Source organism: Labilibaculum sp. (assembly GCF_963664555.1).
Classification (GTDB): Bacteria; Bacteroidota; Bacteroidia; order Bacteroidales; family Marinifilaceae; genus Labilibaculum.
In genome coordinates this window covers 3035505-3061586 of sequence record NZ_OY761461.1, presented here as the reverse complement: position 1 = coordinate 3061586, position 26082 = coordinate 3035505, and the positions used below count along the sequence as shown (strand labels likewise).

Genomic DNA, 26082 nt, shown 5'->3' with positions numbered 1-26082 from the left:
TCGACGCCAAAAAATAAGAAGATGATACATAAATTAGCAATAGTGTTTGCAGCACTAATTTTACAGTTTAGTGCAGGCTTTGCCCAATATACAACTACAATACCTTTAAATGAAAACGTACGTTATGGGAAGTTGCAAAATGGCATGAGTTATTACATACTTCACAACGAAGAGCCTAAAGACAGGGCTAGCTTTTATTTTGTACAGAATGTAGGTGCAATACTCGAGGAGGATAATCAAAATGGATTGGCTCATTTTCTGGAACACATGGCTTTTAATGGAACACAAAATTTTCCTGATAAAGAAATCATCAATTATCTGGAAAAGTATGGTGTTAAGTTTGGTTATAATATCAATGCCTATACATCTCAGGATGAAACAGTTTATAATATTAGTGATGTCCCGGTTGCCAACAGTGGACTTCTGGATTCTTGTTTGCTTGTATTGCACGATTGGTCGGGATACATTAGCTTGAACGAAAATGAAATTGATTCGGAGCGGGGAGTCATTCGTGAAGAGTGGCGCACACGCAGAAATGTACGAAAGAGATTAATGGATCAAACATCTCCTTTTACTTATTATGGATCGAAATATGCCAGGCGCGATGTTATTGGCGATTTGGATGTGATCAATAATTTTTCGCATCAAACACTTCGTGATTATTACCACAAGTGGTATCGCCCCGATTTGCAGGCTGTTGTAGTAGTTGGAGATTTAGAAGTGGAAGAATTGGAGCATAAAGTGAAGACTTTGTTTTCAGGCATTCCTTTGCAGGAAAATGCTGCACCTAGACTCTATGAAGAGATTCCCAATCACAAAGAGGCTCTTTTTTGCCGGGCAAAAGACAAAGAAGCTAATTCCAAGGAGATAAGTTTGTACTACAAAAAGGATATTTTTAAAGAAAAAGACGAAAAATATCAGAGAAGTAATTTTGTTCAATCTCTGTATTCATCGATGTTAAAGAATCGTTTTAGCGAGTTACTGCAGGACACCAGTGCCGCAAACTTATCCATGCAGGCAGGTTTCGCTTCTTTGGGACGTCTTCGTTCAGCATTTTATTTACGCATTTTGCCTAAAGAGAATCAAACAGCTAAGGCTTTTACTCAGTTGATGATGGAAGTTGAACGAGTGAATCGTTATGGTTTTTCTGCTTCGGAATTGGAACGCACTAAAAAAGAATGGTTACGAAGCTACGAGAGTTACTATATCGAGCGGGCAAAAATCAGTAATGATCAGTGGGCGAAAAAACTGCAGCAATATTTTCTAAAGGCAGAACCACTTACCAGCATCGAAGTAGAGTGCGAGACAGCTAAAACAATAATTACTCAAATTAGTTTGGCAGAAATTAATACCATGGCAAAAACTTTGTTGACAAGCGAAAATAGAGTAATGACGGTAACTGGTCCGGAAAAAGAAGAAACAGAATATCTTGCAGAAGAAGATTTTGATGAAATTATTTCACAGGTTTCGAAAGCAAATATTGAAGACTATAAAGATGATGCAGGAGAAAATGCTTTGATTTCAGATTCTCTTGTTAGCGGAGAGCTAACTGGTCATTTTCAGATTAAAAACACTTCTGCCAAAGGATATGTGTTGAGTAATGGCATTCGTTTTATTCTTTTGCCAACTGATTTTAACAAAGATGAGATCAGTATGAATGCATTTAGTTTTGGAGGAACCTCTCTTTTGCCGCAATCAGACTTAGTTTCTGCCGATTTTGCAGTTGCTTTAGTTGGCGATTCCGGATTGGGTGAATTTAGTGCTATTCAGTTGCGTAAAAAGCTGGCTGGCAAACTGGTAAGTGTTTCTCCATATTTGGGTACATACAGTGAGGGAATGAAGGCGACAAGCTCGGTAGTCGATTTGGAAACCATGATGCAATTGGTTTGGCTTCATTTTTCTCAGCCTCGTTTTGATGAATCGGCTTTTGAAAATCAGCGATCATATCATCAGAACTTATTAACAAATATAAAAGCTGATAATAGCAAAGCATTTCAGGATTCGGTAAGTATGAGTACTACAAATCATCATCCGCGTGTGCTTCTTTTTAACGAAAAGTTTATGGAAGGAATGGATTTTGAAAAGGTTCAGGCTATTTATCGTGATCGTTTTGCCAATGCAGGTGATTTCACTTTTGTTTTTGTTGGAAATATAAATGAAAAGAAAGCCTTACCATTGCTGAAAAAATATTTGGGCAGTTTGACTACAAAAGCATCTCATGAAAAATTTGTAAACCATGATATTCGTGCTCCGAAAGGAAAATTTGAGAATGCTTTTGTACGCGAAATGGAAACACCGAAAGCAACAGTATATTACGAGCTAAATGGGGAAATGTCTTACACGGCAAAAAATCGCCTGATGGTAAAAATGATTTGTGAGTTGCTAAATAAACGTTACCTGGAAACAGTTCGGGAATCGGAGGGAGGAAGTTATGGCGTATCCGTTCGTCCGTCTATTTCAAAAATCCCATACGAAAACTTTAAAATTAAAATCAGTTTCGATTGCGATCCGCAAAAGGAAGAACGCCTGAGTGCAATTATAATTCAACAAATGGATCAATTGGTAAAACAAGGGCCAGTTAGTACCGATTTGGAAAGCATCAGGCAAAATATGCTCAAAAAAAGAAGCGAAAATGAAATTACCAATCGTTTTTGGCAAGGAAATCTTGTTCACAGCCTAATGAGTGGCGAAGAAATTATGACTGGTGAGGAATATTGTAAAATGCTTGAAGGAGTCACAGATAAGCAAGTACAGAAATTTGCTAAAAAAATCTTTAAAATAGCCGATGTAGTGAAAGTGACTATGACTCCTGAAAAGAAATAAATTATTGTAATTGAATATAGAGTGAGGGCTTCATTAATTTTGAAGTCCTCATTTTTTTATTCTAACTAAATGTTTCCATATTCTGAAGGATTGAGATAAAACTTATATCTTAGGATTATGATCGTCATTGGAAAAGGAATTCTTTGCCGGTTGCAAACAAAGTACAGTATTTGTTTGTTATGATAATAAGGATTGATAACCATCCGCAATTTTTTTAAGAAATGAAAAAACTAATTATATTCTTTTTTGTGTTAATAACAATTCCGGCCCATTCACAGGTAAAAACTGAAATTGCCGGATACGTAAAAGACAAAGCGGATCTTCCTTTAATTGGTGCTTCGGTATATCTTGAGAATACCACTAATGGCGCTACTACTGATGAAAATGGATATTATAAGATTGTTAATGTAATTCCTGATACTTACAATCTGGTGGTTAGTTATTTGGGCTATGATAGCCAAACCCGTTATAGTATTGAAGTGAAATCGGTAGGGAATCAATTGTACAATTTTATGCTTATCGAACAGAGTCAAAATTTATCCGAAGTACTCGTATCCAATCAAAATAAGCTAACAAGACCTAGGGAAACACCGCTTTCTGCTCAAACTTTTAGTGCGGTAGAAATTGCAACTTATCCCGGAGGAAACAACGATGTTGTTCGTGTTGCTCAGTCTTTGCCGGGCATATCACCTTCGCCTGGTGGTTTTCGTAACGATTTGATTATTCGTGGAGGAGCACCCAATGAATCGGTTTACTATTTGGATGGTGTGGAGATACCCAATATCAACCATTTTAGCACTCAAGGCAGTTCCGGAGGTCCTGTTGGTATTTTAAATGTTTCTTTTATTGATAATGTGAATTTGGCAACCTCTGCTTTTGGCAGCCAATATGATAATCCTCTTTCAGGAGTGCTTCAGTTTGAGCAGCGGGAGGGAAACAACATAAAACACAATACCAATTTTCGTTTGAGTGCCAGCGAAGCAGCTTTAACTCATGAAGGGCCGCTTTTTAAAGGGAAAAACAAGGAGAGCAAAACGAGTTATATTATTTCGGCACGTCGATCGTATTTACAATTCTTATTCAAGCTCATTGGTTTGCCCATTCGTCCCGATTATTGGGATTATCAGTACAAAATCACTCATAAAATAGATCAGTACAACACAGTTAACTTAATTGGATTGGGTTCTATTGACGATTTTGCTATTGATGCTTCTGGAACTATTGATGAAAATGAGCAGTCGTCTATAGATCAAACTCCATTCATTGAACAACGAACCAATACAATAGGAATTAGCTGGAAGAACCGTTTTAAGAGCAGGAAAGGTTTTATGCAAACGACCATCAGCAATAATTTATTGGACAATAATTTTTCAAAATACAAAGACAATGAAAATCAGGCGGATTTGTATTTTAAGAATGATTCGCGCGAAATGGAAACCAAATTGCGGTACAGTCTTACTTATTTTGCCAATGATTGGAAATTAGCTGGGGGTTTTAATGCTCAGAGAAGCGATTACGAAAATAAGACCATCGATATAAATAAAGGATTCCAATACGATACAAAAATTGACTTTATCAAGTATGGTTTATTTGTTAATGCTACAAAATCTTTTTTCGATCAAAAACTGGATTTCTCTTTTGGTTTTAGAACCGATGGCGATAGTTTTACTCAAGGCAATGATTTATTTGCCACCTTCTCTCCACGATTGGCTTTATCTTACGAATTTACCGATGATTGGAAGATCAAAACAAGTGTTGGTCGGTATTTTAAGTTACCGCCCTATACTATTTTAGGCTATAAGCAAAATGATGTGTTCTTAAATAAGGATATCAATTACACACAAAGTGATCATTATGTGATTGGGCTAGAGCGAATTATTGGGCCTGCCTCCAGCGTTGGTGTTGAGGGATTTTACAAGCGGTACGAAAATTATCCTGTTTCAGTGCTCGATCAGGTTTCATTGGCCAATAAAGGAGCCGATTTTAATGTGCTGGGAAATGAAGAGGTAGAATCAGTTGGTAGAGGGAGAAGTTATGGTTTGGAGTTGATGTTTCAGCAAAAGCTAAGTCATCGCTTTTATGGGATTTTCTCTTACACTTTTTTCTACAGTGAATTCACTGGTTTTGACAGGGCTAAATATCTTCCGTCAGTTTGGGACAGCCGGCATTTGGTTTCTTTTACAGGAGGATATAAACTCCCGAAAAACTGGGAAGTAAGTGCACGATATCGATTTGCGGGCGAAACACCAATTGTTCCAATAAATATTGAGGAAACTACCGCACGTTATCCGGATATTGTTTTGGATTACAGTCGGCTGGGAGAAGAATCCTTGGGCATTTTCAGCCAGCTGGATGTACGTATCGACAAAAAATGGAACTTTAAAAAGCTTTCACTGGATTTGTTTTTCGAAATCCAAAACCTGCTAATGCGCAATACACCGGAAGCCCCCAAATATGTTCTTCAAAGAGATAATATGGGAAGTACAATAGAGCCTCCTAACTTGGTTCAGACGGCCAAAAAAGAGGGGAAGTCAATTCCCACCATTGGTTTCGTTATTGATTTTTGATTGCAGAATTCAATTAGTTATTCAGTTTCATTACAGAAAAACTTACAATTAGGGCAAAGAGGTATACAGTCATTTTTGTGCAAAGCGTTATTGCAGGCATACCTCATCATTTGAATTTGGTTAAAATCTCCAAATTTGTTCCTGATATTTTTAAGATGTGTTCGTACGGTGGTCTGGCTTATGTTCAGATTTTTAGCAATTTCACTATTGTCTTTTGTTGTGAATAAAAGAGACAGTATTTCCTTTTCTCTTACTGTTAAATTAATGTTGTGATTGCTTGGTTGGTCATTATTGAAAAGAATTGGAATCAATTGCGAACAGATATATTTACCCGATTCAAAAATTTCCTTAATTGCCAGAAACAACTTTGCTGAGGAGCAGGTTCTTAACAAGTACCCATTGGTAATATTCACAAGTTGCTTTAGTAGTTCATGGGGAGGAATTCCTGAAATGATTATTATTTTCAATTTAGGTAAGGACCGATGTATCTTATTTATGTAATGAATGCTATTCTTCGAGATATCTGCGATTTCTACAATTAACAAATCTGTTTGATTGGAACTGATAAAATCGGTAAGGTCAGATTTATTTTTTCTAAGTCCATAAACATGAAATTGCTTATGATTGGTGAGGACTGCCTGAAAGCCTTCAGCAATCATACATTGGTCATAAGATATCAATATGCTAATTGAATTTTTTTTTTGCATGTTTTAGATTTCTATAATCAAGTTACGCGTTTTTTTTAAAAGGCACATGTATTTCATCCAATATTTTGATAATTAACTAGTTGTACTGATGATTTCAATTGTTTTTTTGTTGACTGTAAGTGATCATTATGTGGTTTTAAAATGGACAAAATGAGGATTGAGTATTTTTGCTGCTTTAGCTAACTTAATGTATCATATCATCTTTCTTATTTATTTGTTAATAAATTATTTAACTTCACTTTAAAGCCTTAAATCATGAAAAGATTTTTAGCAGAACCCCTTGTGATCTTATTGATCATAGGATTTACTTTTTTTACTGCTTGCCAGGATGAATATCTTGAGCCTGAATCGAATCAGAAAAATGAAAGCCTTGTCCTGAAAAAAGGAGGAAAGCAGACGGATGTTGACCAAGCTGATTTGTATGGAGACCTATGGGTAATGGAACGTGATACCTGCGGGGTTCCAATACTTTACGAATTGAATTACCGCGTAGATTATCAGGATGAGTGGATTTACGGAATAATTGATGTTGTGAATCCGAAACTTAATGGTTCTTTTTATCTGGATGTTTTAGTTCGTGACGAAAATGGATACGTGACTTATGAGCCGGTAACCGATCCTGATCTTGATCCGGTACCTATAACAGAAAACCGCCTAATTGAACCTGTTAATGGTTATGTTATGGGAGCAGATAATGTAATCGCTCTTTATGATGCTGAAGGCGAGGTTCTCCCTGAAGTGGCACTTCATGTTGTGCCAATTGAATTTGGCCGTTTAGATATTATTCGGTCGCCATCAACGGTTATTTCAAAAAGATTGACTGAGGTCATCAAGAATTTTGGTGATGGCACGGTTGCCAATGTTACCCGTGATTTTTGCGGAAGAGTTATGATGATACGAACAGATGCAGCAATAGAAGATGGGGCTGAAGACAAACCCATTGACTCACCCCTTGAGAATCTGGCCATTTACAAAGAATTGATGCTGCACGGATTCAGTGGTAATGCTGACGATAACGGATTAAAATTCTTAATAGAGGAAGACAATGGTTATGGTGGCTTTGATTTCCAATTTAGGGTTGATAATGATTGGATAGGCGGAGCAAAATCTTATTCTGAAGTATCTTCACCAAATCAACTAATCATGAATTTGGCAGCCGCCTGCATTTCTGCAGGTTCCGATAAAACAAATACTCTAATTATTGATGAAATTGTCTTTGTCAATCTATTTATGGGAGTACCGGAAGTTATTGGAGGCGGCATTGATGAGCCAGGTATAGCTAATTGCTTTCTGCCTACTATCGAACAAGAGATTAGAATGATGGATAAAACGGATAAACATCAGTATTCCCGATATCGTTATTATGTAGATTATTCCAGTTTTGAATACAATAGACAAAAATTTCAGGAAACACTTTTGGATTATGTGACTATCGTAGGAGATTACGATCCTGTTACCGGTGAGCTAATTGGATCACACATTGAAATTCTTGAACCGAATATGGTTTTACACGATATATTGATGGGGAATGCACCATTAACGCAGGATGCAATTGATATTTACAGGTATACTCAAAAGGAAGACCAACCAACTTCAGGTGCACTCGGATTTGCTTGTCAGGCAGATGATTATGTGCAAGCCCTTGAGGTGGTTCATAACAATGAAGAATTTTTGGTTTGGAAAATGTCAACACCTACCTGGGGAGTAGATCATGTTATTGAACGGGGAATGTTTGCTCCCTTCAACTTCGTGCCAGAAGAAGAATCTCATAGTAAGAGGCCACCTGAACATGGTGATGATGTTTCTGATGGTGATGATGGAGGATCTTCCGGTGGTGGTAAAGGTCGAAGAAGGTAAATTTATATTAAGTTGTTCGATAAGAAAAATTAGAAGATGTCTGTTTAGGCATCTTCTTTTTATGGGGTGAAATACTTACGTATGGAGCATGAAATTCTGAATGTTTTAACTTTTTACCATTTTTGGGAAGGTAAAGTTTAAAGCAAGTTGGTAGATTATAGATTGTATGTGTTTTTTTACGCAGGAAAAAAAAGTCACTTCTCCATGGCTCGCATTACATTAATTGATTGATAGTTAGTGGATGGTGTTTTTTTCTGTTTGGTGATTTTACTAAGCATAACACTGGGTTGTTGAAATTGAAATTAAACTTGGATGTTTTGAATAACGCCAAATCTGTTTACTTTAGTGGCAATAAATACTTTTAACCACTTGAAAAATTCCCCAACAATAAAATTAGACCGATCGAATTTTAAGCGGATATTCGAGCAATATTTTGCCGGATTGGTTGGTTTTGCTAATACCTATCTGTCTGATGTTAGCTTAAGTGAAGACCTGGTTCAGGAAGTATTTGTTAACCTGTGGGAAAAACAAGATGAGTATCAAAATGAAATTACTTTAAAAGTTTATTTGTATCGTTCGGTTCGAAATAAATGTTTAAATCACATCAAACACGAACAGGTTAAAAAGAACTACATAAAAGAGACCTTACCAAATTTAGAAACAGAAGAGTTTTTTCTGGAAAAGGTTTTATCTGAAGAAGTTGCAGCTATTCTCTATAAATTTATTGAAGAATTGCCTAAGCAACGTCAACAAATTATCCGGTACAGTTTGTTGGGTTTGAAAAATCAGGAAATTGCTGAGATAATGGGCTTGAAATTAAATACTGTTAAATCTCACAAGCTTAATGCGTACAGAGAACTACGTGAAAAATTAGGTGCACATGCTTTTTTACTTGCCGTACTCCTCGACATTACAATTTAATTAAACAAGTAGAAAGAATTAAGTCCCAAATTCAAAACATCAAGTAGGTTTTAGTTGTACATTTTAATGAATGTCGGTTATAGTGTTATAATCTATTAGTAAGATCGATGTGAGCTCTGCTTTTCTGTGGGAGATGCCGATATGCAGAGAGGTGTTTTTAAGTCTTAACTTCAACGTACAAAGTTTTCCAAATTTTCTAAATCTTGATTATGCGGTGATTTTCATTTTTTCTTACTAATTTTTTTAAAAAAAAGGAATATGCGCTAACACCCTTTTACAACTTAGTGGTCTCTAAATTAAATCACACACAAGAAATGAAAGAAATTTTTAAAATAGCAGAGCTGATTTCCAAAGAAAAGGTGGGAGAACTGACTGATGAAGAAAGAATTCAGTTAAATGATTGGAAGGCCAAAGGGGAGACAGAACAAGCCGCTTATTTCTATTCTTCGGATTCGAATCGCATCCAGAAAAAACATGATTTGTATTCAAAGATTGATCAAGATAAATCATGGCGTAAGATTACCGGTCAATTACCAGAATTGGCAAGCAGACCGGTTATTAGAATGAGAACTGTATTAAAATGGGCAGCTATGTTTTTATTGCCAATTTTAGCTGCAACCTATCTTGTAAACGAAGTTTACTGGAATAACGATCAGGTAATTGTAGAAGCAGGAAGTTCGAAAGCTACTTTGAAATTGTCCAACGGTAAAACCATTTATCTTGAAGATTTTCAGGATCGTGAGATCAAATCCGGAAAAGAAAAATTAGCAACGAATTTTGATAATTATTTGATCTATCAAAAAGGAGAAGCACAAGAAGAAAAGATGGAGTATAATACCATAAGAACCCCAATAAAAGGGGAATATGCCATGGTATTATCCGATGGAACCAAAGTGTGGTTGAATGCGCAAACAGAATTGGTTTATCCAGTAAAGTTTGGCAAGGGCAAAAGAGAAGTAAAGTTGAAAGGAGAGGCCTACTTTGAAGTGACAAAAGATACTATGCGACCATTTAAGGTGCTGATTAATAGTGGGTCTGACGTGGAGGTTTTAGGGACCCAGTTCAATGTAATGGCCTATGAAGATGAAGCAGAGGTGCAGACAACTTTGGTAGAAGGAAAAGTGAAGTTTGCTCTTGGAGAGCAGCAGCTTATTCTAGATCCAGGGGAACAGTCTGTTTTAAATAGAAGTAACAATAGTATTGAAGTCAGAGAAGTAGATACCTATCAATTTTCGGCATGGAAAGATGGCAAGTTTGTTTTTAATAAAGAGCCACTTGGAAGCGTGTTTCGAAAAATGTCGAGATGGTATGGTGTGGATATAGCATGTGATGATGAGTTTGTATTGAATAGACGAATATCAGCAAGCATGGATAAATATGAAAATATAGATAAGCTGATTAGTCTGATTGAAGAGGTTTCTCCTGTTAAGATTGATTTGGATCAAAAAGAGATAATTGTAAGAACAAAATAATAAGTGAATAATTTTCCTTAGTTATGAAGTTAACGGGAAGAGCAAATAAAAACGGGGAACGGACCAGGTTCCCCGATAATAAGAGTCTTACGACTCGATAAATGTCAAGTTAAACTAATGTCTAACCCAATTTCAAATTTATGAAAAAAAATTGTGTTTACGTTGGCTGTGAGGATAGATTCTCACCGCTGAGAAAAATACTGCTAACCATGAAATTAAGTGTGTTTTTATTTCTACTCGGAATTTTAAGTGTTCAGGCGAATGAGATTTTTTCTCAAACATCATTGAATATTAAAATGGAGAAAGCAAGTGTGGAAGAAGTGCTTGAACAAATTCAAGAACAATGCAACTACGATTTTATTTACGACTACGAGTATGTAAATGAATTGGAGACTGTTAATGTGGATTTTAATGATGCAACACTCGATCAGGTGTTGTATGAAGTATTGAAAAATACCAATTTAGATTATCGTGTTGAGGACAAAATGATTGTTTTGTTTCCCAGGGAAATCACTAAACCACAACAAAAAGTGGATGCAGCAGCTCCTGTTCAACAGGAAAAGAAAACCATTAAAGGAAAGGTGACCGATGAAAATGGAATTCCCCTGCCTGGAGTTTCGGTCATTGAAAAAGGAAGCACAAATGGTACAGCAACTGATGCAAATGGAGATTACACTATTTCTTTTGAAAATGAAAATTCCGTACTGTTATTTTCCTTTGTTGGAATGTTGTCCCAAGAGATTGCCTATAAAGGACAGACCGATTTAAAAACAGTCTTAAAATTTGATACGGCAAATTTGGATGAGGTTGTTGTAACAGGATATCAAACCATTTCCAAGGAACGTTCTACCGGATCTTTTTCAAAGGTGAGCAGTAAAACAATGGAATCCCGCAGATTAAATAGTCTTGCAGATGTTTTGGAAGGTCAGATCGCAGGTTATTCCGATGGAATTATTCGTGGTGTATCGACCATGAATGCCATGGCTTCTCCCTTATATGTAATTGATGGTTTTCCTGTTGAGAACACTAGCATTGATAATTATGGACGTATTACTGAAAATGCTCCGGAGCTTAACATGGAAGATATTGAGAGCATTACCATTTTAAAAGATGCCGCCGCAGCTTCGATTTACGGAGCCAGAGCTGCCAATGGAGTGGTGGTTATTGTCACCAAAAAGGCTCAAGAAGGAAAAGTTCAAGTTGATTTTTCCAGTACACTCACCTGGAAACCTTACGATTATTATACCGGGAATTTAACCAATTCGGCTGATGTTATTGAGCTGGAAAAAGAATGGGCAGCCTCTAATCCGGAATTAAATAATGGTTTGGCTCGTGCTCAGGCAGAGGCTGACAATCGTCGGAACAATTACAAATGGCCAAGTGCAGGGGTAGATGTTCTGTTGGATATGTATTCAGGTGCAATTTCAGAAAGCGATGCCAATGCGGAGTTATCAGAACTTGCTTCAAGAGGATTTCAGTTCTACGATGATGTGGCCAAGTATGCAAAACGTGATCTGTTTTATCAGCAATACAATTTAAGTATTGGAAAAGCGACCGAACTAAATAATTTTAAATTTTCGGCTACTTACAAAAAGAACAAAGAGGAAGATATTTATTCGAATAGCGATCAGCTTGGTTTGAATATAGCAAACTCTTTACAACTTGCTTCATGGCTAAAAGCTGATGTTGGAGTATATATCAATTACAAGAAAGCTACAGAGCAAACATACAATTTGTTAGACTCTTATAGCGCTGGTTTTACCGGAAGTCCATACGACCGTTTGGTTGATGATAATGGAACCCCTGTAAGCGTTGCTTCTCAGGTTAAAAAGACTGTTCGCGATAATGTTGCAAATTACGGTTTGTACAGTTTAGATCTAACTCCGTTGGATGAATTGAGCAGAAAACTGGGCAAAAGGAAAGAATTCAGCAACAGAACCTATGCAAAATTGAATGTAAAGATTACTCCATGGTTGAACTATGATGCTATGTTTCAGTATGAATATGGAGTGAACCGTTATCAACGTTTAAATGAACTGGATTCTTATTCAACCCGCACAACCATTAATAAATTTGCGAGCAATTCGGATGGAAGTGCAGTCTATAATCTTCCCAAAGGAGATATTTACTATAATCATAACCATTTTTCAAATTCTTACAATTTCAGACAACAATTAAATCTGAACAAAACTTTTCAGGAGAAACATCAAATTACATGGATTGTAGGATCGGAGACAAGGCACAGCAAACTGGAATATAATGATCAAACCCGTTATGGTTATGACTCAGATATGCTGACTTCTCAGTATTTGAACCAACCTTTACTGACAGGTGGCTTTTCCGGTTTGATGAATTCATGGGCTTATTTAAATAATAGTGATCTGGCCAGCCAACAAGAGTTGGTTAACCGGTTTGTTTCCTTTTATTCGAATGCAGCCTACAGTTACAATAATAAATACACCTTATCGGGCAGTATTCGTTGGGACCGTTCCAATCTATGGGGAACCAACTCCAAGTACCAGAACAAACCACTGTGGTCGGTAGGAGCCAATTGGAACGTAAATAGGGAAGATTTCTTTAATGTGGAGTGGGTGAACATGTTGAAACTAAGAACTTCTTATGGTATTGGGGGTAACATTGCAAAAGATGCTGCGCCTTACTTAACAGCCAGTTATTACACCAGTTCCTTAGTTGGGGGTGTTTATGGTAATATTTCTTCGCCACCGAACCCAGATTTACGATGGGAAAAGACAATAACAATAAATGCCGGGGCTGATTTTTCATTGCTCAACAACCGCCTGTCAGGTTCTGTTGATGTTTATAAAAAGAAGAGTGTGGATTTATTAGCCAATCAACAAGGTACACCAACTGAAGGATTTGGATACAATACCCTTGCATTTAATAATGGATCAATGGAGAATAAGGGGTTTGAACTTGCTGTTCAGGCTGATCTTGTTCGTGGAAAGAATTTTTCCTGGAATGCAGGTTTCCTTTTGGGATACAATAAAAATAAAGTGACCAAAATTAATGTGGAAGCACCTTTTTATGTCTTGCAATTTGATTATCCGCAGGAATTTCCCAGGGTGAATAATGCATTTAATGGAATTTATTCTTATAAGTGGGCTGGATTGAATGATCAGGGAGAACCTCAGATTTACGATGTTGATGGGAATAAAACTGCTGAGGATTACACCAACATGGACAACATTCATTTCAGTGGCACCACAGTTCCTAAGTATAGTGGCTCCATCATGAATGGTTTTTCTTACAAGAATTTTGATTTATCAGTTTTGGTGCTGTATGCAGGAGGTCATAAAGTTCGTAATACAAACATTCCTAAAATTAATATGGCCGATCCATATGGTTCTGCGATGATAAGTGTAACCAGTAAAGACATTCGAAACAGATGGAAACAAGCAGGAGATGAAAACAAAACGGATGTTCCACGATTACTGTTCTATGGCAATTCTCCAGATTACAGCTATTATCGTGAATCCGTATACAATTACTCAGATATTCATGTGCTGGATGCCTCTTATGTGAAGATAAACAACATCTCATTGGCTTATCACCTGCCTTCAGAATGGTGCAATAAACTAAAATTGGGTAGTGCAAGACTACAATTTAATGTAGAAAATCTAAAGACTTTTGCTTTTGATAAAAAAGCCGAATATATGTTGGGTGCTAAGGAAAAACCCACATTTGTTGGAGGAGTGTATTTGAGTTTTTAACATTTAAAACAAGAGAATTATGAAATTTAAAATATCATATATTGCAATTATTAGTCTTTTGGCAGCCATGTTGTTCTCGTCTTGCGACAACTACCTGGATGTGTTGCCCAAAGGAGAGAAAATACCAACAAGTTTATCTGATTATGAGGCGTTTGTCCGTAATGAATACAATCACTTAAATGATGCGGAACAAGCCATTAATCTGTTGAATGACGTATACAAGCGGCCAAGTGATTTGAGTTACGTTTCCTTAAGTTCTATCAATTACAATTGGATGGGAAATGAGGATCGTATTATTCAGAACAATTCGGATGAAGCAACTTACTATTATTCCTACGCAGCCATTTCGTATTGGAATTTAATTATCAATAATGTTCCTGATGCAACCGATGCAAGTGATGCCGAAAAACTGGAATTGATTGCTCAGGCCAAGGTATTAAGAGCGATGAACTATTTTCATCTGACTAATTATTATGCAGAGCAATACGATGAAGCAACGGCTGCAACTAAATTATCTGTTCCCTTAATTATAAGTGCCGATATGGGAGCACCTTCGGAGCAGATTAGCATTGCAAAAATGTACGAATTCATTCTTACCGATTTAACAGATGCAATTCCCAATCTACCTATTGAGAGTGCTACTTTGCTGCATCCGGATTTAGGTTGTGGGTATGCAATGCTGGCAAGGGTTTATTTACAGATGGGAGATTATGATAGTGCTCTGAAGTATGCACAGAATGCTTTGGATCAAAACAATAAATTGTTCAATTGGAAGGAATACTACACTGAAAACAAAGAACAAATAGAAAAAGAAGACGATTGGTCAACAAGTTATCCTTCCAAAACCATGACCAGTCCTGAGAATTACATTTTCAGATATGGTTCCAGTACCTATAAAAATTCTGGACAATCGGGAACAAAAGCAGCACTTACATTGTCGAGAGCGTCACAATTTGAAGATGGTGATGCCCGTTTTGCCTCTAAATGGAAGAAAAAGTATCAGGCTCCGGATAGCATTTATTATGGCATACGGTCGGATAAATTTAATGCCGGTGGAATTACCACTCCTGAAATGTATTACATCAAAGCAGAGTGTTTGGCCCGTAAAGGCGGACAAGCCAATTTGGATGAAGCCATGCTAAGCTTAAATACAGTTCGTAAAACCAGAATTTTCGACAATAAATATGCTGATTTAACAGCTTCCTCAACGGCTGAGGCAATCGCTTACATCCGCAAAGATAAAGCAAATGAATACGTGCAGACAGCCATCCCATTTTGGGATATGAAACGTTTTAATAAGGATGTGAATTATGCACAAACTTTAACTAAAGTTTTCGACAATCAAAGTTTGGAATTGTCACCTGATTCGCACATGTGGGTAATGCCGTTCCCAATGGGAGCTACCAGTAATCCGGGCAATGGAACATTGGTGCAAAACACTCCCCGTTAAATAAACAGTATTTTTCCCGGAGAGCTATTTAAGCACTCCGGGAATTTTAAAGTATTGAGGTTAGGGAATTTGAAAGATACTTAATGTTGTGTCAGTACGACTGTTTTTACCTTAGCTCTGGCGAATAGGAACAACAAACAGATGGATCAAACAAAGTTAAATGCTCAGCAAGAAAAAATTAATCAGCCACATTCAAAATTTGCTGGTTGGTAAATCAGCTATAATTTTATATTAAAATTGAAACAATGAATAAAAGTATTTCAGGATTAGTAGTATTCATTTTCATAGTAATGATTACTGCATGTTCACAAAAAAACGCAGATTACACATTTAGCGGCGAAATAAGCGGACTGAAAGAGGGAACAAAATTAGAATTGGTGCCTGCTGCAACGCATAATGAAGAAGAGCCTGTTGCCAGTGCAGTTGTGACCAACGGAAAATTTGAATTTTCCGGCAAGCTGGAAGAACCTCGTCTATTCTATCTGAAAGTTGCCGATCATAATGGAATTATAAGTGTTATGCTTGAAAATTCAGAAATCAGCTTAAAAGCAAAGGCTGTTTTTCAGGAAAGTAATAATAGAACTTTTGTTGATTTTTCTGATGTTCAGGTAAGTGGTTCAAATGCAAATGATCTTTATATGGAGAAATTGGCATTTAAAAGTAAATTCGGTGCACTGCACGAAAAATATTACAAAGATCATGATGCGATATTAGCCGCCGTAAGAAATGCTAAAAGTAAAGCTATTGCAGATTCGTTAAGAAATACAGATGATTACAAAGCTTTTGCTCAAGCAGAAAAAGACTTTTTTACTAGTGTAGAGAAAACTAGTAATGAGGCTATTTTGGCAAACAAAGATTCATGGTGGGGACCTTTGGTAATGCTGGAGTCGATGAGTTATTTTACTGATGAACAAATTCCTTTGTATGAACAATTTTCGGAGACGGTTAAAAATTCTTACTATGGGCAATTGGTGAAAAAGGAACTTTATCCGGAAAGAGTTGTAGGTAAACAAGCTCCGGAGTTTACCTTGGCCGACCGGGAAGGAAAAACTTTTAACTCCTCAGAATTAATGGAAGGCAAAAAATACATTCTGATTGATTTTTGGGCATCGTGGTGTGGTCCTTGCCGAAGAGAAATACCAAATTTAAAACACATGTATGAATTGTATGCTTCGAAAGGTTTGCAAATTATCAGTATTTCCAAAGACGAAGACAGAGCCGCCTGGCTAAAAGCTTTAGACAAAGAAAAAATGGCTTGGCCTAATTTGCTGAATAAAAATGACGTAGACGATCTTTATTTTGTGAAAATGATTCCAGCTATTTTCCTTGTAGATGCATCAACCGGCAAAGTGATGGATGATAAATTGAGAGAAGAAGCATTGGATCAGAAATTAAAAGAGCTTTTTCAGTAAGCAGACTTACTTTATGTGATCACAAATACGTAGGCAATACGTTTAAAACATCTCCATTTTGGAGGTGTTTTTTTTATGGATAAAGTAAATGGATTTTAGCCAATTGAATGTTTTCAATAAGCAATCTTAAGAAATGAAGCTTTGCTTTTTTCCCTCTTTTAGATTTTTATCATTATACAAATGTGCTTACTTCCATGTAAACCACGAGTTTGTTTGTGTGATAAGCAGATTTAAAAAGAGGATAGGCAACGCATAAAATATTTTGCGGGATAGTGTCAGAATTGTTCAGACACTATCCCGAAGAGTATGGTGTTACTACAGGTTATTTTTTTAAAATAACAGAGAGTTTTTCGTGAAGCTCCTCTCCTCTTAAATCTTTAGCAACTATAATCCCATTGGGATCGATTAATACATTACTTGGTATGCCTAATATACCGTAGGCACTTCCCATAGATTTTTCAGCACTTGGTTCATCCAGTAGATTAAGCCAAGGAAGTTTATCTTTTTTTACAGCTTTTAGCCATGCTTCTTTTTTACGATCAAGAGAGATTGATATAATATCAAAATTTTCGCCTTTGAATTTATTATAGGCCTTAAGAACATTCGGGTTTTCCGCTCTACACGGGCCACACCATGAGGCCCAGAAATCAACCAATACATATTTTCCTCTATAAGAGCGTAAGTTTTTTCTTTGACCGTTGATATCTTGAAGCGAAAAATCAATGGCCGTCTTACCTATGTCATTTCTTTGCGCTACAGTAATTACATTTTTTAGTGCTGCAACTACAGCAGTTGATTGTAAATCTTTTGACAGAACATCCAAGGCTGTGGCAAGTTTTTCAATACCAATGCTCACATCACCCGCTTTTAGAGCAACTAAAGAAATTTTACTATTAGGATACTTTTGGGCAAATTCATAAGGAAAATCAATGAATTGCTTTTTGTGTTCTAAAAGTGCTCTGTTTAGCGAATCAATGTTTATTTTTTTAGTTGGAATACTATCGTACAGTTCTTTTGTTTCAAGGGAGTTAAAGTATCTTTGGTGATTTTTTTCATATTCCTTTATGTAGGTGTTAAAAAGTTCTTGATTCTCACTCTTGGTTTTTAATTTAGCAGAAATTAAATCAGAATCCCCTGTAAATTCAAAATTTCCCGCCTCCAAAAAGAAGGTTCTGCTCTGTGTCAAATATTTATTTTCTGCGACCACTTTATTGAAAAGTTTCCAGTACTCTGGTTGAGTTGGTTCAAATTCAGAAATATACGGGTAAACAAATAGATTCGCACTAGATGCTAAAGTCTTTCCCTTAAAGCTAAATTCACCATTAGTAGACAGGTATTTTTCTTTGATTGGATTATTTTGATCATCAGTATAGGTAAGCATGACTTCAATTGGGACATTGTTAGGGAATTTCCCTGTAATTACAAATTCTTCAGGAGCACGATCCACACCGGAGCAACCTATTACGAATACACTAAGTAACACAAATAAATTTTTCATTTTTTTCATTTTTTATTATAATGGATTATTCTACAGAGCAGCTATTGAATCAGGGATCAAGCATTATTAAAAAAATCTGATGCCGGTTTTCATTTAAACTCTATGAATAAACACACACAAAAGCGATATTGGGTGATTAAAAAAAATGATATTTAGTGAAAAAAATAAAAGAGTAAAGAATTGTTCACTGAAAAGAGGTTTGTAAGATATAGTAAGGTAATGGAGAATAGGTGTTCGAGATTGATATAAAAAGGTATAAATTCTGTTTTTCTAATGGTGTTTAATATTATCACATTTTTGATAATTGACCTTGTTGTCTGTCTTACTTACGGCTGAATTTGTAAAAATGATAAGAAAAAAAATGAATTTTATTCACCCTTTTCTTTACTTGTTTGAGTATAGTATATTGAAGTAGTAAATTAGAGGTGGGAAAAATGAATTAAATTCAAACGGAGCATTTAAGTATTGACTAAGCTACTCATAAATAAAACCATTCTAGAAGAGCTGTTTAAGGAGTACTATAACAGTTTGTATTATCATGCCCAAAGTTTTTTAAACGATTCCGAAGTTGCGAAAGATATCGTGAACGATTGTTTTGAGGAAGTTTGGAACAAGCGCAGTCAATTGGATATTTCCTATTCCTTAAAATCATTCCTATATAGCATGGTCAGGAACAGATCTTTAAATTACCTGAAACGACAAGAAGTGGAGAAAAAATACATCAACAGAACCTTACACAGTTCCGGATATGGTGAAGACGAATATCAGGATTATGATTCAGTATTGGTCGAAATCAGGAAAGCCATTGAAGAATTGCCGCCGCAAGGACGAAGCGTATTTAAAAAATGCTTTATCGAAAATTTAAGCTATAAGGAAACTGCCGAAGAATTAAATATCTCTGTGAACACAGTAAAAACACATGTAACCAATTCCCTAAAAAAATTGCGTCGCGATCTGGACCGTGATTTATTGTTGTTTTTTCTTCATGTTTCGAAGAAAAAATAAAAAAGAATTCACCCATTTTAATTTTTCCTTGTGTTGTTTTTGTAAGACGAGGATATTCTAAATGTCTCAAATCTGATAATATTATAAGAAAGATGAAAAAATCATATAATCATGATCAATTGGAGGAGGTTTTTCAAGTACTGAAAAATCCTCAAAAATATGGGGCTAATTTTTTTCAAAAATACGAGAGCAGCCAGCAAATGCTCGATTTGTACAAAGAGTTGCGGCAATACAAAGAATCTGGTCAGAAGTTAGAGCAGATTGATGCTCCAAACATTGGCTTGGAGTGGCAAAAGCTAACTTACAAATTGAAAGAGCAGCAAAGAAGAAAGAGAGGCTGGATGATAGCAGCAAGTGTTGCTGTCTTATTATCCTGTGCATTCATTTTTCAATTTGACAGAATTGTCAACCAAATGGATCAGGATGGAAATCAGCTTGTACAAATAGAAAAAGGAAACAGCAAAGCTTTATTAATTACGTCCGGTGGGAATGAGTATCGTTTAGATGAGGGCATCAATAGAATCATCTCCGAAAAGGAAGGAGTGCAAATTCATGCCGATTCAAACCATGTTGTTCAGTATACCGGTATCGCAGGAGAGAGTGACGAAAGCTTGGCTGATCTGTTCAATACATTGAAAGTACCGCGTTTGGGAGAATATCAACTGGTTTTATCTGATGGAACAAAGGTTTGGCTAAATTCAGAATCAGAACTTCGTTATCCTGTGAAGTTTACCGGAGAAACAAGAGAAGTGGAATTGCTTGGGGAAGCATACTTTGCTGTTGAAAAAAATCCCGACAAACCTTTTTTAGTAAAAACAAAGAGTACAACTACGCGTGTTTTGGGGACAGAGTTCAATGTGAGTGCTTACCCCAACGAAGAGCTAAATATCACTTTAGTGGAAGGTAGTATTGAGTTAAAATCAAAACAAACCTCAGGTAAGCAACGATTGATACCAGGCGATAATGCCAACTTGAAAATTGGAGGAGATCAAATTCATGTTTCACAAGTTGATGTGAGAAAATATACTGCATGGAGAGAGGGGTATTTCTATTTTGAAAAAGAACGCTTGGAAGATATTCTAACAAAGTTGGAACGTTGGTACGATTTTAAAGTTTTTTATCAAAATCCGGCGGTAAAAGATTACATTTTTAGAATGAGGGCTGACCGGAACGAGGATTTTGCAGAGATTATCAGCAGGTTGGAGCAGACCCGCAGGATAAGCATGCAATTGAAAGGAAATGTAATCGTTGTTTCCGATGTTAATAGATAATCCCTAAAATGATATAATGTTGAAGTCCCATCAGGGGATTTATGAGTAAAAAAAGGGATAGTTGGAGCTATCCCTCAAATTAACTGTTCATCCTTGGAGGGATGAACTATTGTTTAATCATCATCGCAAATTTATGAAAAAAAAACTAACCCACCTTATTCCTAATTGGGATAGGGCAAAAACCCGACAGTGGCTTATGAGACTTACTGTATTAAAAATGATTTTGCTGATGAGTTTACTAACGACCTACGCGCGTGTAAATTCTCAGATGATCATTTCGAATTTAAAATTGGAAGAGGTAGAACTTTCCGATGCTTTGGAGAGAATTGAAGAATTGACAGATTATGATTTTGTTTTCTCGTACAATGATGTAAAAGGATATTTGGTTTCTGTTGATTTGGAATCAAGTACACTTGAAGAGTGTTTACATGAAGTATTAAAAGGATTGCCTTTTGAGTATACTACAAAAGAAGATTTGGTGATTGTTTCTTACAAAAAGGCAAATCCAAAACCAATTCAAAAAGAAAAAAAGCAAATTAATGGCAAAGTAACCGATGAAAGAGGAGTGTCGCTGCCGGGAGTTTCGGTAGTAGTTAAAGGAACCACTTATGGCATTTCTACTGATATTGATGGAAATTATTCTTTGGAGTTTTCCGGGAACAATGGAGTTTTAGTGTTTTCTTTTGTTGGAATGCAGACCCGGGAAATTTTTGTGAATGATCAATCGGTTATTAATGCTGTTTTAATTGAGAATCAAAGCCAGTTAGGAGAAGTGGTTGTGACAGGTTATCAAACAATTTCAAGGGAACGCAGTGCAGGATCTTTCGAAATAGTGAATGGGGAAAGTCTGCAGGAAAAAGCTAAGGTGAGAGGAAGTGTGCTGGATGGTTTAGAAGGATTGGCTGCCGGATTGAGTGTTAATATGAGCTCTGAAGGCGATAAATACCTAATTCGCGGTACGAACTCAATTAACTCAAATCGAAGCCCGCTTTTTGTTGTCGATGGAGTGTCGGTTCCTTTGGATATGGTTGAGGGGATGCTTAATGCGAATGACATTAAGAGTGTGTCTCTTTTAAAAGACGCTACAGCAGCATCTATATGGGGTTCACGAGCGGCTAATGGCGTTGTTGTTATTACAACAAAAAATGGTGTCAGAAATGAAAAACTAAAGATTTCTTATAACGGATCTTATTCATTTAAAGGAATGCCTGATTATTCGTATATGGATCAGATGGACAGCAAGATGTTTATTCGAACAGCTGCAGAAATATTTAATCCTGAAACCTATACTTCTGACATAGTTAATAATTCAACCTATGGAGGAAATATTTATTTCCCAAATATTTATCCTCACGAATTGCCGTTGTATCGGTATTACAATAGTGAAATTTCTCTTGCCGAGCGCGATGCAGCATTGGAAAAATTAGCATCTCGGAATGGACGTAAGGAATATGAGAAAAACTTTATGAGTAATTCATATCTGACCAATCAATCCGTTTCTTTTTCCGGAGGAAATAATAATCATGATTTTTATGTGTCGCTTGGTTATCAGGGAGAGCAAGGAAGTTTGAAAAATAAGACGGATGAATTCAAGGTGAATATTAGGGAAAATATAAATGTTGCTAAATGGATGAAGTTGGATCTGACACTTAACACTTCTTATTCGAAAGATGATTCCCATCTTTTCTCAGAAACCTGGGATCAATCAACAAATTATTTAACCAACCTGCCCTATGCTGCTTTTCATGATACAGAAGGAAACCCACTTTCTTTTAGTCGCTATATTATGAATGAGAATATACAGGATCAAGCAGAGGCATTATCCGGGCAAAATCTTGATTATTTTCCTATTGATGATTATAATAAAAGTACCAATGAGGCGACTGGTCGTAATCTTCGGGCCAGTGTAGGTGTTACAATTGATTTATTTAAGGGATTAAAGTATGAAGGACGCTTTCAGTACTATTCCTCAGACAGTAATAGTGAACAGTATTATCCTTCAGAAACCTTTGGTGTGCGTTTGGAACGAGCTTATGGAACTGCAATGGATGGAACCGTTTACCTTCCGAGAGGCGGCCATTTTACAATGCAGGATGGATATACCGATTCTTACACCATAAGAAATCAGTTTAGTTATGACAATATGCTTGGTGAAAAACATCAAATTACAGCATTGTTAGGCAGCGAAATAAGTCAAAACAAAATAGGATCGCACACCTCTTTTCAGAGAGGATACGATAAACAGACAATGCAGGGGATATTTTACAATGACTATGTGCTCAATGTTGATGGCGTAGAAAATCCTGTTTTGGATCAAATACCGGGACAAGGTATCAACAGTTTTGAACCAAATACAAATACACAGGCTGAGGTTTTGTTGCGTTACACTTCATTTTATTCAAATGCAGCTTACACGTACAATGATAAATATTCATTGAATGCAAGTATTCGGGTAGACCAGTCAAACTTATTTGGAAGTGACCCCAGCCTAAATTTTAAGCCTATTTGGTCTTTGGGTACAGCATGGAACATGGCTAAAGAGGATTTTATGAAGAATATAAATTCTGTAAATAACCTTAACGTGCGGTTAAGCTATGGTTTTTCGGGAAATTCACCGGATCCGGGATTAGGAGGTCCGTTTAATATTATTGCAGCTCAAACCGATCCTGCTTATAGCGAATTTGGTTTGGGATATCAGGTTTCTACACCATCAAATGATAAATTAACCTGGGAAAAAACCAGAACCTGGAATTTTGGCCTGGATTTTTCGATGTTTAAAAATCGATTTAGTGGGACGATTGATGTTTATGACAAGAAGACAACAGATTTGCTGGCTTATAATCCCATCAATCCAACAATAGGGTATACTTCAGTCCTTTCCAATGTTGGAACGCTTACCAATAAAGGGTTTGAAGTTTCCTTACGCAACCAGAATATAGCATCTGCAGATTTTAGCTGGGAAACTAATCTTGTGCTATCATATAATAAAAATAAGCTTTCCAAAATGTATGTAGAGCCACCTAGTTCGCCGTACAATAAGATTGATCAAACCTATTCGGAAGGAAATCCTATTGGGGCTTTGTTTGCTTATCGGTGGGCAGGTTTGGATGGACAAAACGGATCTCCAGCTGTTTATAACTCGCAAGGAGATATCGTAAGTTCTGTAGAGGATATTGATACTGAATCAGCAGTTCCGTATCAGGGGACAACGGTAGCTCCCTGGTATGGATCATTGAGCAATTTATTTCAGTATAAAAATTTCGAACTTTCTTTTATGTTTATATATAACTTAGGCAATAAAATGCGAAATGATGTAAATAACCAATTTACATATCGTTTGACCGAAAGTGTTCATAAAGATTTTGACAAAAGGTGGCGCAAACCAGGTGATGAACTGATAACTAATGTTCCGGCTTATTATGATCAGAATAATGCTGATATTAATGAAACAGATATAGGATATTTGTATAGGTACGCCGACATTAATATCCTTGATGCTTCCTATATAAAATTAAGAGATCTTTCTCTAAGTTATAATTTTCCTCAAAAAGTTTGTCATTCGATAAGAGCAGAGAGAATTAAATTCGGGGTTCAGGTAACTAATCTCCTAACTATTGCCTTTAATGGGGAAGGAATCGATCCGGAAGCATTTTATCTTAGTTCAGGCGCGAGGTCGGAACGTTTTGGTCCAAGCTTTTCGGCAAATTTATCCATTGATTTTTAATTCTATGATATCATGAAAAAGATTAAAATTATTATACAGCTATTCCTGATGCTGGTTATGCTTTCAGGATGTACAGACTATTTGGATGTAAAACCAAGAGGTTACGATGTTCCTGAAAAATTGGAACATTACGCAGGTTTACTATATGGAAAAGACGATATATTTACTTTAAGTGTTTTTCCAAATATGAGTTTTGAATTTACTACTACCGAAAACGGTTATAATTTTGCGTATTCTGTTTTGGGTGCTGAAGATATGAATGCATACAAGTGGGAATCTGATATTTTTAGAACAGACGATGTTTGCAGCGAATGGAATGATCCATGTAAACAACTTTATACTATTAATTTAGTAGTAGATGAAGTACTTCAGGCTTCAGATGGAACTGAGGATGAAAAGAAAGCCGTTTGGGCAGAAGCAAGGGTTATGAGAGCATGGTATACTTTTATGATGGCTCAGTTTTTTGGTGCTCCATATAATGAAAGTACTGCGGCTTCAGATTTGTGTATTCCTATAATTACTACATCCGCAACCGTTGATGTGGAATTTCCCAGAGCAAAGGTTCAAGAAGTTTATAATTATGTAATAACAGAAATGGAAGAATCTCTTCCCTTTTTGGAGGACAGAGAAGAGCATTTTAAACGGATTTTTATGCCTACAGGGAATGCAATGCTGGGAAAGGTGTATTGGATGATGGGAAAATATGAGAAGGCTCTGCCATATCTTCAAGTTGCAAAAAATAAGATTGATTCAGATGGTTCCAGAGGCTTGTTAAATTATAATGATTTGATGGAAGAAGGTGAAATTTCTTATCCTAATGTTGCAAAGACCAATCCCGAATCACTTTATTCTGAATCTATCTACCCAAGATTGTGGTTGGCTCTTTATCCTTCATTTGTAGGTTCCACTTTGCTGCATATAAAAACTCAAGTTTTAGAAAAGTATTTTACTCCCAATGATTATCGACTGGCAATGGTATCAGGATTAAATTCTGGATTAAGTGCGTATGCTCAATCATCTTTGGATCCATCTGATTACTATTATCCAAATTCAAGCAGAATAGCAACAGATATTGGTGTAACTGTGGCAGATGTTTATTTAATGTATGCAGAGTGTTTAGCTCGTAATTCACAAACAACTGAAGCCGAATCAGTCTTGACCGAATTTAGGGAGAATAGAATAGAACCCGGATATGCAGATATTCCTGCCGATGTGAATACACAAGAGGAGTTAATCAAATTTGTGGTTGCGGAAAGAATAAGGGAAGGAATCGGTATGGGAACTACATGGTTTGATATGAGGCGCTTGTGGGATGATTCATTATTTCAGGATATGAAACAATACTACACACATACAGATGGTATTGATACGTATTCATTAACAAAGGAAAGACTTACAATGAAGATTCCGCCTTCTGTGATAATTTGGAATCCTGAATATCAGAATAACAATTAATTAAGAATAAGTTAGAAACCGGGAGACCTGAGCTCCCGGGTTTCATGAATCATTATCTACGGGAAAAATGATCATATCAGCAATATTGCTATTCACTTTATTGCTCACTTTTTTTAGTTGTAATGAATTAGAGAATAACGGGTTTGTATTTATAATTTAGATACATATAGGAGGCCAACATAAGCTTAT

General features: G+C 36.3%; 14 protein-coding genes. 12 read left to right on the top strand and 2 right to left on the bottom strand.

All coding sequences use genetic code 11. From position 1 onward, the window contains the following. Positions 1 to 21 precede the first annotated feature (21 nt). The gene (locus tag ACKU4N_RS12150; RefSeq protein ID WP_321316588.1) at positions 22 to 2823 is read left to right on the top strand and encodes a M16 family metallopeptidase; all 2802 of its coding nucleotides are present in this window, start codon (positions 22 to 24) and stop codon (positions 2821 to 2823) included. Positions 2824 to 3044: 221 nt separating this feature from the next. Continuing rightward, a complete protein-coding gene (locus tag ACKU4N_RS12145) occupies positions 3045 to 5390 on the top strand; it encodes a TonB-dependent receptor (protein ID WP_321316587.1) in 2346 nt (781 codons plus the stop codon). Between the two features lie 17 nt (positions 5391 to 5407). Here the strand turns inward: ACKU4N_RS12145 and ACKU4N_RS12140 are convergent, their stop codons facing one another. Continuing rightward, positions 5408 to 6097 (bottom strand): LuxR C-terminal-related transcriptional regulator, encoded by a 690-nt coding sequence (locus ACKU4N_RS12140; RefSeq protein WP_321316586.1) that lies wholly within the window; start codon positions 6095 to 6097, stop codon positions 5408 to 5410. Between the two features lie 255 nt (positions 6098 to 6352). Between ACKU4N_RS12140 and ACKU4N_RS12135 the strand changes: the two genes are divergently transcribed. From ACKU4N_RS12135 to ACKU4N_RS12110, 6 genes are all read left to right on the top strand, one after another. Continuing rightward, positions 6353 to 7954 (top strand): hypothetical protein, encoded by a 1602-nt coding sequence (locus ACKU4N_RS12135; protein WP_321316585.1) that lies wholly within the window; start codon positions 6353 to 6355, stop codon positions 7952 to 7954. Between the two features lie 369 nt (positions 7955 to 8323). After that, the gene (locus tag ACKU4N_RS12130; protein ID WP_321316584.1) at positions 8324 to 8875 is read left to right on the top strand and encodes an RNA polymerase sigma-70 factor; all 552 of its coding nucleotides are present in this window, start codon (positions 8324 to 8326) and stop codon (positions 8873 to 8875) included. A 314-nt stretch (positions 8876 to 9189) separates the two neighbouring features. Continuing rightward, on the top strand, positions 9190 to 10347 hold the full coding sequence (locus ACKU4N_RS12125) for a FecR family protein (RefSeq protein ID WP_321316583.1): 1158 nt from the start codon (positions 9190 to 9192) through the stop codon (positions 10345 to 10347). Between the two features lie 140 nt (positions 10348 to 10487). Continuing rightward, entirely contained in the window at positions 10488 to 14078 is a 3591-nt protein-coding gene (locus ACKU4N_RS12120; RefSeq protein WP_321316582.1) for a SusC/RagA family TonB-linked outer membrane protein, read from the top strand. Between the two features lie 19 nt (positions 14079 to 14097). Next, positions 14098 to 15528, top strand: a complete 1431-nt coding sequence (locus ACKU4N_RS12115; RefSeq protein WP_321316581.1) for a RagB/SusD family nutrient uptake outer membrane protein — start codon at positions 14098 to 14100, stop codon at positions 15526 to 15528. Positions 15529 to 15773: 245 nt separating this feature from the next. Next, positions 15774 to 16940 carry a redoxin domain-containing protein gene (locus ACKU4N_RS12110; RefSeq protein ID WP_321316580.1) on the top strand — a complete coding sequence of 389 codons (1167 nt, stop codon included), beginning with the start codon at positions 15774 to 15776 and terminating at the stop codon, positions 16938 to 16940. Positions 16941 to 17262: 322 nt separating this feature from the next. Here the strand turns inward: ACKU4N_RS12110 and ACKU4N_RS12105 are convergent, their stop codons facing one another. Next, positions 17263 to 18438: a TlpA family protein disulfide reductase gene (locus ACKU4N_RS12105; RefSeq protein WP_321316579.1), complete on the bottom strand. Its 1176-nt coding sequence runs from the start codon at positions 18436 to 18438 to the stop codon at positions 17263 to 17265. A gap of 465 nt (positions 18439 to 18903) precedes the next feature. Here ACKU4N_RS12105 and ACKU4N_RS12100 point away from each other — a divergent pair, with 465 nt between their 5' ends. From ACKU4N_RS12100 to ACKU4N_RS12085, 4 genes are all read left to right on the top strand, one after another. Continuing rightward, entirely contained in the window at positions 18904 to 19443 is a 540-nt protein-coding gene (locus tag ACKU4N_RS12100) for an RNA polymerase sigma-70 factor (RefSeq protein ID WP_321316578.1), read from the top strand. 92 nt (positions 19444 to 19535) lie between these two features. Next, positions 19536 to 20714 (top strand): FecR family protein, encoded by a 1179-nt coding sequence (locus tag ACKU4N_RS12095; RefSeq protein WP_321316577.1) that lies wholly within the window; start codon positions 19536 to 19538, stop codon positions 20712 to 20714. Positions 20715 to 20847: 133 nt separating this feature from the next. Further along, positions 20848 to 24438 (top strand): SusC/RagA family TonB-linked outer membrane protein, encoded by a 3591-nt coding sequence (locus ACKU4N_RS12090; protein ID WP_321316576.1) that lies wholly within the window; start codon positions 20848 to 20850, stop codon positions 24436 to 24438. A 12-nt stretch (positions 24439 to 24450) separates the two neighbouring features. Beyond that, positions 24451 to 25893, top strand: coding sequence for a RagB/SusD family nutrient uptake outer membrane protein (locus tag ACKU4N_RS12085; protein ID WP_321316575.1), 1443 nt, complete (start codon positions 24451 to 24453; stop codon positions 25891 to 25893). The last annotated feature ends 189 nt before the right edge of the window (positions 25894 to 26082 follow it).

What these genes read in the sequence shown, in the direction of transcription:
- ACKU4N_RS12150 (WP_321316588.1), top strand. Translation starts at nt 22, where the DNA reads ATGATACATAAATTAGCAATAGTGTTTGCAGCACTAATTTTACAGTTT.
- ACKU4N_RS12145 (WP_321316587.1), top strand. Translation starts at nt 3,045, where the DNA reads ATGAAAAAACTAATTATATTCTTTTTTGTGTTAATAACAATTCCGGCC.
- ACKU4N_RS12140 (WP_321316586.1), bottom strand. Translation starts at nt 6,097, where the DNA reads ATGCAAAAAAAAAATTCAATTAGCATATTGATATCTTATGACCAATGT.
- ACKU4N_RS12135 (WP_321316585.1), top strand. Translation starts at nt 6,353, where the DNA reads ATGAAAAGATTTTTAGCAGAACCCCTTGTGATCTTATTGATCATAGGA.
- ACKU4N_RS12125 (WP_321316583.1), top strand. Translation starts at nt 9,190, where the DNA reads ATGAAAGAAATTTTTAAAATAGCAGAGCTGATTTCCAAAGAAAAGGTG.
- ACKU4N_RS12120 (WP_321316582.1), top strand. Translation starts at nt 10,488, where the DNA reads ATGAAAAAAAATTGTGTTTACGTTGGCTGTGAGGATAGATTCTCACCG.
- ACKU4N_RS12115 (WP_321316581.1), top strand. Translation starts at nt 14,098, where the DNA reads ATGAAATTTAAAATATCATATATTGCAATTATTAGTCTTTTGGCAGCC.
- ACKU4N_RS12110 (WP_321316580.1), top strand. Translation starts at nt 15,774, where the DNA reads ATGAATAAAAGTATTTCAGGATTAGTAGTATTCATTTTCATAGTAATG.
- ACKU4N_RS12105 (WP_321316579.1), bottom strand. Translation starts at nt 18,438, where the DNA reads ATGAAAAATTTATTTGTGTTACTTAGTGTATTCGTAATAGGTTGCTCC.
- ACKU4N_RS12095 (WP_321316577.1), top strand. Translation starts at nt 19,536, where the DNA reads ATGAAAAAATCATATAATCATGATCAATTGGAGGAGGTTTTTCAAGTA.
- ACKU4N_RS12090 (WP_321316576.1), top strand. Translation starts at nt 20,848, where the DNA reads ATGAAAAAAAAACTAACCCACCTTATTCCTAATTGGGATAGGGCAAAA.
- ACKU4N_RS12085 (WP_321316575.1), top strand. Translation starts at nt 24,451, where the DNA reads ATGAAAAAGATTAAAATTATTATACAGCTATTCCTGATGCTGGTTATG.